We start from the raw sequence: 13,680 nt of genomic DNA, 5'->3' as shown, positions 1-13,680 counted from the left end.
TGAAAGCGTCGGTATGGCTTTGTTTTTACGGGGCGGGGGTCCATCATTCGCCTACTCGCGGTAAGTTTCTGGCCATGCCACGTGGACGTCACCGCCATTCCCCGCCTCTGCACAGGATGCTGCCCCCGTCGGCGATCGCAGGCGTGTCCCTCGTCTGTGCCCTGGGGCCCTGGGTGTTCACGCAAACGACGGTGCTACGGATCCTGTCCGCGGCCGCGGCGGCCACGGCGGTGACCGGCGCGGTCGTGATGCGGCGCTGGGACATCCAGGCGGGCAAACGCGTCGCCGACCTCACGCGTGCGCGGGCGAGTGACGAGTGGCGTTTCGAGGAGCGGGTCGCCGAACTGGAGGCCGACCTCGACGAGTCGCGCGAGCTGCGCCAGAAGCTGGAGCAGCGGCTGCGGGCCAAGCGGGCGGAGCTGGCCGGGCTGCGCAACGAGCACGCGGCCCTGCTGCGCCGCTACGCCACGGCGGAGGCGGACCGGGCGAGCGTCCTGGAGCAGCGCCGGGTGCTGGAGATAGAGGCCGCGGCCCCCGCACGTGCGTTGCCGGTCGGCACGGGGGACGCCCCCGCCGCGGAACAGGACGAGCCCGCCGCCGCAGAGGAGCCGGTCAGGGACGACATCCCCGCGGTCTTCTCCCCCGAGGGCTCCCAGCTCTTCCTCCGCGCCGACGCCGCCCTGGCGCGCCTCGAGAAGGACGACGACGACAAGCCCGCCAAGGCGGGCGAGAAGTCCGCGGCGGCCAAGGCAGAGAAGGCGCCTGCCGAGGGCGGAGGCAGCCCCGAGGACGACGGTCCCGAGCCCACCAGGAAGGACGCGCCGCCGGAGGACGAGGCGGCGGGGAAGCCCGAGGCGGTCGCCGGCCATGAGGGGGCGGCCGCCACCCAGCCTCCGGCGGTACCGGCTCAGCAGGGCGGGCGGCCCGCCGGTCACTTCACGGTGCCCACGGCTGTCGCGGTCGTGCCGCAGACGGCGCCGGTGCGCCGGTCGGCGCCGGAGGGGGGCTTCGACTTCTTCGGTACGAAGAAGAAGGGTGTGGAGCGGGCCGCGCTGGAGGCTGTGCAGAACGAGGATCTTGCCGATGTGGTCGGTGAGGAGGCGCTTGCGCTGCACAAGGCGGAGGCGGAGGCGGAGTTCAAGCCGGCGGGCAAGGAGTCGCGGGCGGTCAGCCAGGTCATCGACCTCACGGCCCACGACGAAACGGAACAAATCAACGTCCAGGGCCTCCGCAGCGCGGTCTCCTGAACCCCGGGTCACTTCTCGTTTGAGGGTGAGCTGTGCAACTCGCTTCGGGCACCCGGCGTGGGTGCCGGCCGGGGGTGGGTTGCGCTAGCTGTATTGCCTCGTGAGGTTGGGGACGCGGCTGGCCGCAGCGAGGGGGACAGCCGCCTGCGGCGTCAGCAGGGCACCGGCCTTGGGCGGCCGCACTCGCGCGCGGCACCCACCCAGAGTGGGCGCTACGCGCACCCCCACCGGAGCCGCAGTTGCGCCGCAGGCGTCAGACGCGAACCCCCACCCAGCCGCAGTCACGTCATCCAGCGGTCCGGGCGGGCGTCTCGGCGGCCCGTGCGGGAGCGTTCCGCCTGGGAACGGAGAAGCGCCGCGGCCTCCTCCGCGTCCCGCAGACGCGCGGTGACCGATCGATTCGCGCCATTGTCGACGTGCACATCCGCAACCCCCCGAGCCCGCTCCCAGGGCCCCTGCGTCAACCGCACGCTCTGCACCTTGGCATGCGGCACCAAGGCAAGGCTCCGCCGCAGCAACCCCTGCCGCGCAGCGAACACCGCCTCCGTCACCACCAGCCCGTACCCCCGCCACCACACCGGCACGCACCACCGCGCCCGCCGCGGCGCCCCCGCCAGCTCCGACGCCGCCGGCACCCGCACCCCGGGCAGCACCCGCGCGATCACCGCCTCCGCCAGCTCCCGCGGAGCGACCGGCACCAGCAGCGAGTTCGACGACCCGGCCACGTCCAGCTCGACCCGCACCCACCCCCGCCGCCGCCACAGCCAGGGCTCCACGATCCGCACCGTCTGCACCCGCCCCGGCGGCACCGTCTCGTGCGCCCGGTCCAGCAGTCCGTGATCGATCCGCAGCCCGTCGGGCGACTCCCCGACCGTCCAGTCGTACTCGGTCACGAACCGCCCCACACTGCTCGCCCCGGCCGCACCCAGCATCGGCACCCCGGCCGCCAGCACCGTCCACAGGCTGTGGGTGGCGATCCACAGCAGCGGTATCGCCACCGAGGCGACGACCAGCCACCCCCACGTCGCCCCGGTCAGCACCAGCGACACCGCCAGCGCCCCCGGAGGGACCCGCAGCAGCTCACGGGCCGGCGCCTCGCCCACCTCGTGGGCAGTCTCCGGCGCGAACCCGGCCGCCCGCGCCAGCAGCTCCGCCCGCAGCGCCCGCGCCTCCTCCGCCCCGAGGAAGGCGAGCTCGTCCTTCTTGTCGGTCCCGATCACATCCAGCTTCAGCTTCGCCACCCCGGCGACCCGCGCCAGCAGCGGCTGGGTCACGTCGATCGCCTGGATCCGCTCCAGCCGGATGTGCGCCGTGCGCCGGAACAGCAGCCCCGTCCGCACCCGCAACTCGGTGTCCGTCACCGCGAAATGCGTGAACCACCAGCTCAGAAACCCGTACAGCGCCGCGGCCGGAAGCAGCACCGCGAGCGCGATCAGCAGCGTCGTCGTGGTCAGCCGGCTCAGCTGCCGCTGCGCCTGGTCCGGATCGTGCACCGCCCACCCGATCAGCACGGCCACCGGCGCCCACGCCCGCCGCAGCGGCGTGACCGGATGCAGCCGCCGCTCGATCACAGGACGCCCCTCGCGTACGCCCTCGCGCACGCTCCGACCCGCGTCCTCGCCCACGCCCTGACCCACGCCTTCGCCCACGTTCTCGCGGGCGTCCGGGCCCGTCACAGCCCCGCCGATCGGGCCTCGCCCAGCTCGGTGAGCCGGTCGCGCAGCCGCTCCGCCTCGGCCGGATCGAGCCCCGGAATCGTCGCATCGGTCGCCGCAGCCGCCGTATGCAACTGCACGCTCGCCAGCCCGAAGTGCCGCTCCACCGGCCCGGAGGTCACCTCCACCAGCTGCATCCGCCCGTACGGCACCACCGTCTGCTCACGCCACAGCACACCCCGGCTGATCAGCAGGTCGTCGGCGCGCTCGGCGTACCGCCAGGAGCGCCAGTTGCGCTCCAGCATGCCCCAGCCCCAGATCATCAGCGCCAGCGGCAGCACCGCGAAGGCCGCCCAGCCGGGCCCCGCCAGCAGCCCCGGCACCAGGCCGGTGGCCAGTGTCAGCAGCCCCAGCCACACCACCAGCAGCAACCGCCGCATCTTCAGCAGCCCGGGCGGCAGCGCGATCCACTCGGGCTCTTCCTCGGTCGTGATGTGCGGGCTCCCCGTCTCCATGCCGCCAGCGTACGTAGGAGAGACTGTGTCCATGACTCCTACGACGGAGACCATGGTCGGTATCGGCGGCGCGGCGGAGAGCACCGACATGGTGCTCAACATCGGCCCGCAGCACCCGTCCACGCACGGCGTGCTGCGGCTGAGGCTGGTCCTGGACGGCGAGCGCATCTCCCGCGCGGAGCCGGTGATCGGCTATATGCACCGCGGCGCGGAGAAACTGTTCGAGGCCCGCGACTACCGCCAGATCATCATGCTGGCCAACCGGCACGACTGGCTGTCGGCGTTCTCCAACGAGCTGGGCGTGGTGCTCGGCGTGGAGCGGATGCTCGGCATGGAGGTGCCCGAGCGCGCGGTGTGGCTGCGCACGCTGCTAGCCGAGCTGAACCGGGTGCTCAACCACCTGATGTTCCTCGGCTCCTATCCGCTGGAGCTCGGCGGCATCACCCCGATCTTCTACGCGTTCCGGGAGCGCGAGGAGCTGCAGCACGTCATGGAGGAGGTCTCCGGCGGGCGCATGCACTACATGTTCAACCGCGTCGGCGGCCTCAAGGAGGACCTCCCGGCGGGCTGGACGCGGCGCGCCCGGGCCGCCGTCGCCGATGTGCGCTCCCGCATGGACCGCTTCGACGACCTGGTGCTGGGCAACGAGATCTTCCGCGGCCGCACCCGCGGCGTCGGGGTGCTCTCCCCGGAGACCGTGCACGCCTACGGGGTGAGCGGTCCGATCGCCCGCGCCTCCGGCGTCGACTTCGACCTGCGCCGCGACGAGCCGTATCTCGCCTACGGCGAGCTGGGCGACGTGCTGAAGGTGGTGACCCGCGAGGAGGGCGACTGCCTGGCCCGCTTCGAGTGCCTGCTGGAGCAGACCCACAACTCCCTGGACCTCGCCGACGCCTGCCTGGACCGGCTCGCCGAGCTGCCGCCCGGCCCGGTCAACCAGCGGCTCCCCAAGGTCCTCAAGGCCCCCGAGGGCCACACCTACGCCTGGACCGAGAACCCGCTCGGCATCAACGGCTACTACCTGGTCAGCAAGGGCGACAAGACGCCGTACCGGCTCAAGCTGCGCTCGGCGTCGTACAACAACATCCAGGCCCTGACCGAGCTGCTGCCGGGCACGCTGGTGGCCGACATGGTGGCGATCCTGGGCTCGATGTTCTTCGTGGTGGGCGACATCGACAAGTAGCCCCAAGTGGTTCGAACGGGAGACACCGACAAGCAGAACGACAGAACGACTGCGGGCACCCGGCACGCGGCCTACCGCTCACCGCTCCCGAACCCCTCTGGGAGGTCCCCGAAACCATCCGGAACACTCCCGAACACATCGAACCCCTCCGCCATCCCCACCACCTGCACCACCCACCAGAAGTCCCCGAGCCCGCCCTCCGCCGTGAGCTCGGCCGCCTCCCCGGCGCCCGCGAGGGCCCGTACGTAGGCGGCCGGGTCCGTCGAGGCCAGCGCGAGCGGCGGGCGGGCGCCGGTCACGCCCAGGGCACGCAGCGCATCCCGCTGGGTGAGCAGCCGCGCACCAGGCAGCCCGGGGGCCGCCGCACACGCGTCCACGGCGACATGTGCGGTGATGTCGCAGGAGCCGTCCGGCACGGGCAGCGTCTCCCGCCCGTCCCGGAAGCCGGTGAGCGTCCCGAACGGCGGCCGTGCCTGCGCCAGGTGCCCGTAGTCCACCGCGACCGCCACCCCGCGCTCCACCGCCGCGACGGCCGACGCCCAGGCGCGGTCCCGGTCGAGACCGATCTCCGCGCGCAGCCCCTCCTCGCCGCCCAGCGGCCACCACCGCGCCAGCCAGGCGGCCTCGTCCCCGCCGACCGGCTCTCCGAGCCGCTCCGTCCCGTCCGCCCGCACCAGCACCCGCCGCGCCGTGCCCGCGGAGTCGGTCTCGGCGACCTCCACGGGCACGTTGTCCAGCCATTCGTTGGCGAACAGCAGCCCGGTGATCCGCTCCGGCGGCTCGGCGCGCCACTCGACGCGGGGACCGAGTCCGCCGGGCCGGTCCGCCAGCTCCACGGCGCAGGCGCGCGTGCGGGTGGCCGTCGCCTCGGGCAGCGCGGCGAGCACCCCGGTGACCAGCTCGCCCCGTCCGGCCGCCATGTCCACGAAGTCGAGCACCGGGGGCCGGCCGAGCGCCTCGTCCACCCGGCACAGCAGCCGGGCCACGGCCCCGGCGAAGAGCGGGGAGGCGTGCACCGAGGTGCGGAAGTGCCCGGCGGGCCCCTCGGGCCTGCGGTAGAACCCCTCGGGCCCGTACAGCGCCTCCTGGGCGGCTGCCCGCCAGCCCCGCTCGGTGCCGTCCGGTTCGCGCCGGTCGCCGTCCGCCGTCCCTGCTGTCACCGGCCCAGGTTAAGCGCGGTCCTGGCTGCACAGATGTTCCGGGCCTCCACCTTGCGGAGTACGCGCGCCGACCGGGGATCGGCCCATCGGTTGACCCCTGCACGCATTTCGCTTCCCTACGCTGGGTTACGTGCAGCGCCTCTATGACTTCCTCCGCAGGCACCCGGCTTGGGTCGACGGCTTCTGGGCCGTCGTCCTGTTCGGGATCTCGGTGCTCGGCGCGGCATCCCCGGAGGCCGGTCGGGGCACCGATCAGCTCGCGCTGATCCTGCCGGTGGTGCTGCTGCTGTCCCTGGTCGTGGCGCTGCGCCGCCGGATGCCGGAGCGCATGCTGATCCTCGCCGCGGCCACCGGCGTGCTGCAGCTGGTCGCCGACGTGGCGACGCTGCCCGCGAACTTCGCCATGCTGGTGATCGTCTACACGGTCGCGGCGACCGGCGCCCGCTGGGCCTCCCGCTTCGCGCTCACGGCGGGGCTGTGCGCCGCGCCCCTGGCGCAGCTGCGCTGGCCCGACGAGAACGCGAGCACGGCGGGCAACATCGCCATGGCGATATTCCAGACCGTGCCCTTCGCCCTCGCCTGGGTGCTCGGCGACTCCATCCGCACCCGGCGCGCCTACTTCGCGCAGCTGGAGGAGCGTGCGGCACGGCTGGAGAAGGAGCGCGAGGCACAGGCGAAGGTCGCGGTCGCCGCCGAACGCGCCCGTATCGCACGCGAGCTGCACGACGTCGTGGCGCACAACGTCTCGGTGATGGTGGTGCAGGCCGACGGCGCCGCCTATGTGCTCGACACCGCCCCCGACCAGGCGAAGAAGGCGCTGGAGACCATCTCCTCCACCGGCCGCCAGGCCCTCGCCGAGATGCGCCGCCTGCTGGGTGTGCTGCGCACCGGCGAGCACCAGGAGACGGGGGAGTACGTCCCGCAGCCCGATGTGCAGCAGATCGAGGAGCTGGTGGAGCAGTGCCGGGAGGCCGGGCTGCCCGTCGACTTCAAGATCGAGGGCACCCCGCGCCCGCTGCCCAGCGGCGTCGAGCTCACCGCGTACCGCATCGTGCAGGAGGCGCTGACCAACACCCGCAAGCACGGCGGGCCCAACGCGGGCGCCAGTGTGCGGCTGGTCTACTTCGACGACGGGCTCGGCCTGCTGGTGGAGGACGACGGCAAGGGCGCCCCGCACGAGCTGTACGAGGAGGGCGGCCTGGACGGCCAGGGCCACGGTCTGATCGGCATGCGGGAACGGGTCGGCATGGTCGGCGGCACCCTGGACGCCGGTCCCCGCCCCGGCGGAGGATTCCGCATCAGCGCGCTGCTGCCGCTCAAACCCGCGTCCTGAGGTCCGCAATGCCCCGTGTTGACACCTGTAAGAGCTGCCCCGCGCAACGACGGAAGAGGCCCCGATGACGATTCGCGTGATGCTCGTCGACGACCAGGTGCTGCTGCGCACCGGGTTCCGGATGGTGCTGGCCGCCCAGCCGGACATGGAGGTCGTGGCGGAGGCGGGCGACGGCGTCGAGGCCCTGCAGCTGCTGCGCTCCACCCCCGTCGACGTCGTCCTGATGGACGTCCGCATGCCCAAGCTGGACGGCGTGGAGGCCACCCGGCGGATCTGCCAGGACACCGACCCGCCGAAGGTGCTGATCCTGACCACCTTCGACCTCGACGAGTACGCCTTCTCCGGGCTGAAGGCGGGCGCCTCCGGCTTCATGCTCAAGGACGTGCCGCCCGGCGAGCTGCTCAGCGCGATCCGGGCGGTGCACAGCGGTGACGCCGTGGTGGCCCCGTCCACCACCCGCCGGCTCCTGGACCGCTTCGCGCCGATGCTGCCCAGCGGCACCAAGCAGCCCGAGCACAAGGAGCTGTCCCGGCTCACCGAGCGGGAGCGCGAGGTGATGATCCTGGTCGCCCAGGGCCTGTCCAACGGTGAGATCGCGGCCCGGCTGGTGCTCTCCGAGGCGACCGTGAAGACCCATGTGGGCCGCATCCTCACCAAGCTGGGGCTGCGCGACCGCGTGCAGGTCGTCGTCCTCGCCTACGAGACGGGTCTGGTGCGGGCGGGCGGACTCGGCTGACCCGCCGCACCGGGGCCCCGCACACCGGTAGGGTGCCGCGCATGCTGCTGTGGATCAACGGCCCCTTCGGGGGCGGCAAGACACAGACCGCACACGAGATACAGCGCCGCCTGCCGGGCAGCGTGATCTGCGACCCGGAGCACGCCGGCTTCGGCCTGCAACGCATGCTGCCGCCCGAACTGCGGGGTGACTTCCAGGAGTTGGCCTCCTGGCGGCAGGGCGTCGTCGAGGTGCTCGATCTGGTCCTCACCAAGCACGAGGGCGTGGTGATCGCCCCCATGACCGTCACCGACAGCGACTACTTCGCCGAGACCGTGGGCCGGCTGCGCGAACTCGGCCACGACGTCCGCCACTTCACCCTGCTCGCCGAGCGCGAGACCGTGCTGCGGCGGCTGCGCGAGCGCCACATCGTGGCCGTACTGCGCCGCCTCACCGGCCAAAGCGCGGCACGGCGCGGGGAGAGCTGGGCGGTCCGGCAGCTCGACCACTGCCTGGAACGGCTGGCCCAGCCGGAGTTCGCCGAGCACCTGTGGACGGACCGCACCAGCATCCCGAAGACCGCGGACCGCATCGCCGTCCTGGCCGGGCTGAAGCTGCGCCCCCATCACGGGGGCCCGCTGCGCACCAAGTTGCAGCAGGCACGCGTCGGCCTCCGGCACATCCGCTTCGACTGAGCCGCAGGTCACATCCGCTTCGGCTGAGCCGCTGAGCCGCGTTCCGCGTGCCTCAGCGCAGGACCCCCGTCCTCGCCGGCCGCCCGGCCAAGGGGCGCATCCGGGCTGCCCTGGCCCGCCGGCTGCACCCCCGCCCACCGCTGCCGGCCGCCCGCGGCCCCGCCGAGCCGGGAGCAGAACGCGCCGACCGCCTCGGTCACCTCCTCCGCCGTCCACTCCAGTCCGGCCGCGTCCACGCCGACCTCGGTGACGGCGAGCCCGGGTCCGGCCGGCTGCCAGGGCCGGAAGAACAGCTCCACGCCCGTCTCCTCGGCCTGCCGGACGGCGGCCTCGGTGGCGGCGTCGGCGTCGTGGGCCAGCCACACCTGGAACTCGTGGGTGTGCGGCACCTCCGGGTGCACCCGTGCCCAGGGCGCCCCGGCCGCCGCGAACCCCTCCCGCAGCGCTGCGGCCACCAGACGCGCATGGGCCACGTACTCGGGCAGCCGGGGCAGCTCGTGCTCCAGACCCACCAGCGCCGACAGCACGGTCGGGAACTGCTGGAACACCGAGCCGCCGTACCGGTGCCGCCAGGCCTTCGCCTCCTCCACGAGCGTGCGCGGACCGGCCAGCGCGGCGCCGCCGTACCCCTTGAGGGACTTGTAGAACGACACATAGACGCTGTCCGCGAGGCCCGCGATCTCCTCCAGCGGGCGGCCGAGGCGGACCGTGGACTCCCAGATGCGGGCCCCGTCGAAGTGGACCACCGCGTCCCGCTCCCGTGCCGCCTCGACGACCTCGGTCAGCTCCTCCCACTCCGGCAGCACGAACCCCGCCTCGCGCAGCGGCAGTTCCAGCATCAGCGTGCCGAACGGCTCGTCCAGGTCCCGTACCTCCTCGGCGGTGGGCTGCCGGGGCGCGTCGGTCAGATGCACCGGGCGCAGCCCGCTGACCTGGCTGAAGGCGTGCCGCTCATGCATCTCGGGATGGCCGAGCGCGTGCAGTGCGACCACGGGGCTGCCGGTACGGCCCGCCCAGCAGCGCAGCGCGACCTGCTGGGCCATCGTGCCGGTGGGGAAGAACGCGGCGGCCTCCAGGCCGAGCAGGGCCGCGGTCCGCTCCTCCAGCGCCTCCACCACGCCGTCGCCGTACAGGTCACCCGGTTCGTCGAGGTCGTACAGGCCGCCCGCCGCGTCGAGCAGCGCGAGCCGCTCCCGCAGGGATGCTGCCGACACCGGGCGGGAGAGCACCCGCCGCGCCGACCGGTGGGCCGCCAGCCGCCGCTCCCGCAGCCGCGCCCTCCGCTCCCGCGGCGACGCCCCCTCCCGGCCTGTTCCCTCCCGGTCCGCCTCCGCCCGCGCGCTCTCTTCCGTCTCTTCCGTCCGTCCCGCCGTATCGCTCATGCCCGCGATCATCCCGCGCGCCGCTGCACGGGGGCAGCGGAAACCCACAGCCTGTGGACAGCCGGCCGCTCGCGGGACCCCTCGCGTTAGCATGACGAGAAATCGTCCGGTACCCCGAGCGGACTGGAACGGGAAGGCCGCCGTCGCGTGAACACAACCCCACAGCCGGATCCCCGGGACCGCCCCGCGCGGCTCACCGTAGGCGTCGTAGGCGCCGGACGCGTGGGCCCCGCCCTGGCCGCGTCCCTGCAGCTCGCCGGGCACCGCCCGGTGGCCGTCTCCGCCGTGTCCGACGCCTCCCGCCGGCGCGCCGAGCAGATGCTCCCCGAGGTGCCGGTGGTGCCGCCCGCCGAGGTGCTGCAGCGGGCCGAGCTGGTGCTGCTGACCGTCCCCGACGACGCCCTGCCCGAGCTGGTCTCCGGGCTCGCCGACACCGGCGCGGTGCGGCCGGGCCAGCTGCTGGTGCACACCTCCGGGCGGTACGGCACCAAGGTGCTCGACCCCGCCCTGCGCGCCGGTGCGCTGCCGCTCGCCCTGCACCCGGCGATGACCTTCACCGGCACCCCCGTCGACGTGCAGCGGCTCGCCGGCTGCTCGTTCGGCGTCACCGCGCCCGAGGAGCTGCGGCTGGCCGCCGAGGCCCTGGTGATCGAGATGGGCGGTGAACCGGAGTGGATCGCCGAGGAGAACCGCCCCCTCTACCACGCGGCCCTCGCCCTGGGCGCCAACCACCTGGTCACCCTCGTCGCCCAGTCCATGGAGCTGCTGCGCACGGCGGGCGTCGGCGCCCCCGACCGGATGCTCGGCCCGCTGCTCGGCGCCGCCCTGGACAACGCCCTGCGCTCCGGCGACGCCGCGCTGACCGGGCCCGTCGCGCGCGGCGACGCGGGCACCGTGGCCGCGCACATCACCGAGCTGCGCCGCCACGCTCCCGCCACCGTCGCCGGGTATCTGGCGATGGCCCGCGCCACGGCCGACCGGGCCCTCGCCCACGGCCTGCTCAAGCCAGAACTCGCCGAGGACCTGCTGGGTGTGCTCGCCGACGGCGGGGCCGCACCCGAGAACGGGGAAGACCGATGAGCCGCACCTTCGCACTGGCCCCCACCGCGGCGGACCTCCACCGCGCCCTCGACCGGCACGCGGTCCCCGGCCGCACCGCCGTGGTGATGACCATGGGCGCGCTGCACGAGGGCCACGCCACGCTGATCCGCGCCGCGCGCGAGCACGTCGGCCGCGAGGGCTTCGTGACGGTCACCGTCTTCGTCAACCCGCTGCAGTTCGGCGAGGGCGAGGACCTGGACCGCTACCCGCGCACCCTGGACGCCGACCTGAAGACCGCCGAGCAGGCGGGCGCCGACATCGTCTTCGCACCGTCCGTCGAGGAGATGTACCCGGGCGGCAGGCCGGAGGTCACCCTGCGCGCCGGGGCCATGGGGGAGCGGCTGGAGGGCGCCGCACGCCCCGGCCACTTCGACGGGATGCTCACCGTCGTCGCCAAGCTGCTCCATCTGACCCGCCCCGACGTGGCGTTCTTCGGCCAGAAGGACGCCCAGCAGCTGGCCCTGATCCGGCGCATGGTGCGCGATCTGAACTTCGGCGTGGACATCGTCGCCGTCCCCACCGTCCGCGAGGAGGACGGCCTGGCCCTGTCCAGCCGCAACCGCTACCTCTCGCCCCAGGAGCGGCACACCGCCCTCGCCCTGTCCCGGGCCCTGTTCGCCGGCCGCGACCGGCACATCGCGCTGGAGGCGCTGCGCGCCCGGGCCCGCGAGGTGCCCTCCAGCCGGGCGCGGGCCGAGGCGCTCAGCGCCATAGGGGAGTCCCGCGCGGCCGCCGACGCGCACGCCGTCGCGACGGCATCCGGCGGGCCCGCCGCGATCCGCGCCGCCGCCCGCCAGGTCCTCGACGAGGCGGCCCGGCTCGACCCGCCGCTGGAGCTGGACTACCTGGCCCTGGTCGACCCCGCCGACTTCACGGAGATCGGCGACGACTTCACCGGTGAGGCCGTGCTGGCCGTCGCCGGCCGGGTGGGCTCGACCCGCCTGATCGACAACATCCCGCTGACCTTCGGAACGTTCGGAGACGCCTCGTGACCAGCACAGGCATACGACTGCACGCGCCCGCTCCAGGGTGGTCGATCCCGGCGGACGTGGTGGTCGTCGGCTCCGGCGTGGCCGGTCTCACCGCGGCCCTGCGCTGCGAGGCGGCGGGTCTGACCACGGTCGTCGTCACCAAGGCCCGCCTCGACGACGGCTCCACCCGCTGGGCCCAGGGCGGCATCGCCGCGGCCCTCGGCGAGGGCGACACCCCCGGGCAGCACCTGGACGACACCCTGGTCGCCGGCGCCGGCCTGTGCGACGAGGAGGCGGTGCGCATCCTGGTCACCGAGGGCCCCGACGCGGTACGGCGGCTGATCGCCACCGGCGCCCAGTTCGACGAGTCCGCCGACGGCAACCTGGCGCTCACCCGCGAGGGCGGCCACCACCGGCGCCGCATCGCCCACGCCGGCGGCGACGCCACCGGCGCGGAGATCTCCCGCGCCCTGGTCGAGGCGGTGCGCGCCCGCGGGGTGCGCACCATCGAGAACGCCCTCGTCCTGGACCTCCTCACCGACGCCGAGGGCCGCACCGCGGGCGTGACCCTGCACGTCATGGGGGAGGGCCAGCACGACGGCGTCGGCGCGGTGCACGCCCCCGCCGTGGTCCTGGCGACCGGCGGCATGGGCCAGGTGTTCAGCGCCACCACCAACCCCTCCGTCTCCACCGGCGACGGCGTGGCCCTCGCGCTGCGCGCCGGCGCGGAGGTCAGCGACCTGGAGTTCGTCCAGTTCCACCCCACCGTCCTCTTCCTCGGCCCCGACGCCGAGGGGCAGCAGCCGCTGGTCTCCGAGGCCGTGCGCGGCGAGGGCGCGCACCTGGTGGACGCCGACGGCGTGCGCTTCATGACCGGCCGGCACGAACTGGGCGAGCTGGCCCCGCGCGACATCGTCGCCAAGGGCATCATGCGCCGCATGCAGGAGCTGGACGCCGAGCACATGTACCTCGACGCCCGCCACTTCGGCGCCGAGATGTGGGAGCACCGCTTCCCGACGATCCTCGCCGCCTGCCGCGCCCACGGCATCGACCCGGTCACCGAGCCCATCCCGGTCGCCCCGGCCGCCCACTACGCCTCCGGCGGCGTGCGCACCGACTCCCACGGCCGCACCACCGTCCCCGGCCTGTACGCGTGCGGGGAGGTCGCCTGCACCGGCGTGCACGGCGCCAACCGGCTCGCCTCCAACTCGCTCCTGGAGGGCCTGGTCTACGCCGAGCGCATCGCCGCCGACATCGCCCGCAGCCCCCTCCAGGCGCGCGACCCGCACCCCCTGCCCCAGTCCGAGCGCCCCGCGCACCCCCTGCTCCCGCCGGAGGCCCGCTTCGCCATCCAGCGGATCATGACCCGGGGAGCCGGCGTGCTGCGCTCCGAGGCCTCCCTCGCCGCCGCAGCCGACCAGCTGGAACGCCTGCACGCCGAGGCCCGCGACGCCCTCGCCGAGCACGGCAAGACCGCCGAACCGGGCGTCGACACCTGGGAGGCCACCAACCTGCTGTGCGTGGCCCGCGTCCTGGTCGCCGCCGCCCGGCTGCGCAAGGAGACCCGCGGCTGCCACTGGCGCGAGGACCACCCCGGGCGCGACGACACCGCCTGGCGCCGCCACATCGTCGTACGGCTCGATCCGGACCGGACGCTGGCGACACACACCACCGACGGCACAGACTTCCCCCCGACCCGCCACGCCACCCAGGAGCAGTGAAC

12 protein-coding genes are annotated in these 13,680 nt (G+C 74.0%); 8 read left to right on the top strand and 4 right to left on the bottom strand.

Annotated features, from left to right (window positions below; all coding sequences use genetic code 11):
- Nucleotides 1-74: 74 nt before the first annotated feature.
- Entirely contained in the window at nt 75-1,247 is a 1,173-nt protein-coding gene (locus tag ABD198_RS18455; protein ID WP_344002770.1) for a hypothetical protein, read from the top strand.
- 281 nt (nt 1,248-1,528) lie between these two features.
- Here ABD198_RS18455 and ABD198_RS18450 read toward each other — a convergent pair whose 3' ends face one another.
- On the bottom strand, nt 1,529-2,872 hold the full coding sequence (locus tag ABD198_RS18450) for a PH domain-containing protein (RefSeq protein ID WP_344002826.1): 1,344 nt from the start codon (nt 2,870-2,872) through the stop codon (nt 1,529-1,531).
- Between the two features lie 47 nt (nt 2,873-2,919).
- Complete coding sequence (locus tag ABD198_RS18445; protein ID WP_344002768.1) at nt 2,920-3,417, bottom strand: PH domain-containing protein; 498 nt, start codon at nt 3,415-3,417, stop codon at nt 2,920-2,922.
- A gap of 31 nt (nt 3,418-3,448) precedes the next feature.
- On the opposite strand from ABD198_RS18445, the gene ABD198_RS18440 reads away from it, so the two are divergent.
- The gene (locus ABD198_RS18440) at nt 3,449-4,600 is read left to right on the top strand and encodes an NADH-quinone oxidoreductase subunit D (RefSeq protein WP_167993460.1); all 1,152 of its coding nucleotides are present in this window, start codon (nt 3,449-3,451) and stop codon (nt 4,598-4,600) included.
- Nucleotides 4,601-4,671: 71 nt separating this feature from the next.
- Here ABD198_RS18440 and ABD198_RS18435 read toward each other — a convergent pair whose 3' ends face one another.
- Nucleotides 4,672-5,760 carry an SAM-dependent methyltransferase gene (locus ABD198_RS18435; protein WP_344002764.1) on the bottom strand — a complete coding sequence of 363 codons (1,089 nt, stop codon included), beginning with the start codon at nt 5,758-5,760 and terminating at the stop codon, nt 4,672-4,674.
- A gap of 130 nt (nt 5,761-5,890) precedes the next feature.
- On the opposite strand from ABD198_RS18435, the gene ABD198_RS18430 reads away from it, so the two are divergent.
- From ABD198_RS18430 to ABD198_RS18420, 3 genes are all read left to right on the top strand, one after another.
- A complete protein-coding gene (locus tag ABD198_RS18430; protein ID WP_344002761.1) occupies nt 5,891-7,093 on the top strand; it encodes a sensor histidine kinase in 1,203 nt (400 codons plus the stop codon).
- 64 nt (nt 7,094-7,157) lie between these two features.
- Nucleotides 7,158-7,829, top strand: a complete 672-nt coding sequence (locus tag ABD198_RS18425) for a response regulator transcription factor (protein ID WP_344002758.1) — start codon at nt 7,158-7,160, stop codon at nt 7,827-7,829.
- 41 nt (nt 7,830-7,870) lie between these two features.
- Nucleotides 7,871-8,503, top strand: a complete 633-nt coding sequence (locus ABD198_RS18420) for an AAA family ATPase (RefSeq protein WP_344002756.1) — start codon at nt 7,871-7,873, stop codon at nt 8,501-8,503.
- A gap of 8 nt (nt 8,504-8,511) precedes the next feature.
- Here ABD198_RS18420 and ABD198_RS18415 read toward each other — a convergent pair whose 3' ends face one another.
- Nucleotides 8,512-9,885: a threonine aldolase family protein gene (locus ABD198_RS18415; protein ID WP_344002754.1), complete on the bottom strand. Its 1,374-nt coding sequence runs from the start codon at nt 9,883-9,885 to the stop codon at nt 8,512-8,514.
- A 147-nt stretch (nt 9,886-10,032) separates the two neighbouring features.
- Here ABD198_RS18415 and ABD198_RS18410 point away from each other — a divergent pair, with 147 nt between their 5' ends.
- From ABD198_RS18410 to ABD198_RS18400, 3 genes are read left to right on the top strand one after another with little or no spacing between them, the layout of a single operon-like run.
- A complete protein-coding gene (locus ABD198_RS18410; protein ID WP_344002751.1) occupies nt 10,033-10,965 on the top strand; it encodes a Rossmann-like and DUF2520 domain-containing protein in 933 nt (310 codons plus the stop codon).
- Nucleotides 10,962-11,978, top strand: a complete 1,017-nt coding sequence (panC, locus tag ABD198_RS18405; protein ID WP_344002748.1) for a pantoate--beta-alanine ligase — start codon at nt 10,962-10,964, stop codon at nt 11,976-11,978. Before ABD198_RS18410 ends, panC begins: the two co-directional genes overlap by 4 nt.
- On the top strand, nt 11,975-13,678 hold the full coding sequence (locus ABD198_RS18400) for an L-aspartate oxidase (protein ID WP_344002745.1): 1,704 nt from the start codon (nt 11,975-11,977) through the stop codon (nt 13,676-13,678). The genes panC and ABD198_RS18400 overlap by 4 nt, the downstream gene beginning before the upstream one ends.
- Nucleotides 13,679-13,680: the final 2 nt, after the last annotated feature.

The organism is Streptomyces thermocarboxydovorans, from assembly GCF_039524635.1.
In the GTDB taxonomy this organism is placed as follows: domain Bacteria; phylum Actinomycetota; class Actinomycetes; order Streptomycetales; family Streptomycetaceae; genus Streptomyces; species Streptomyces thermocarboxydovorans.
This window is presented reverse-complemented; position numbering and strand designations above follow the sequence as displayed.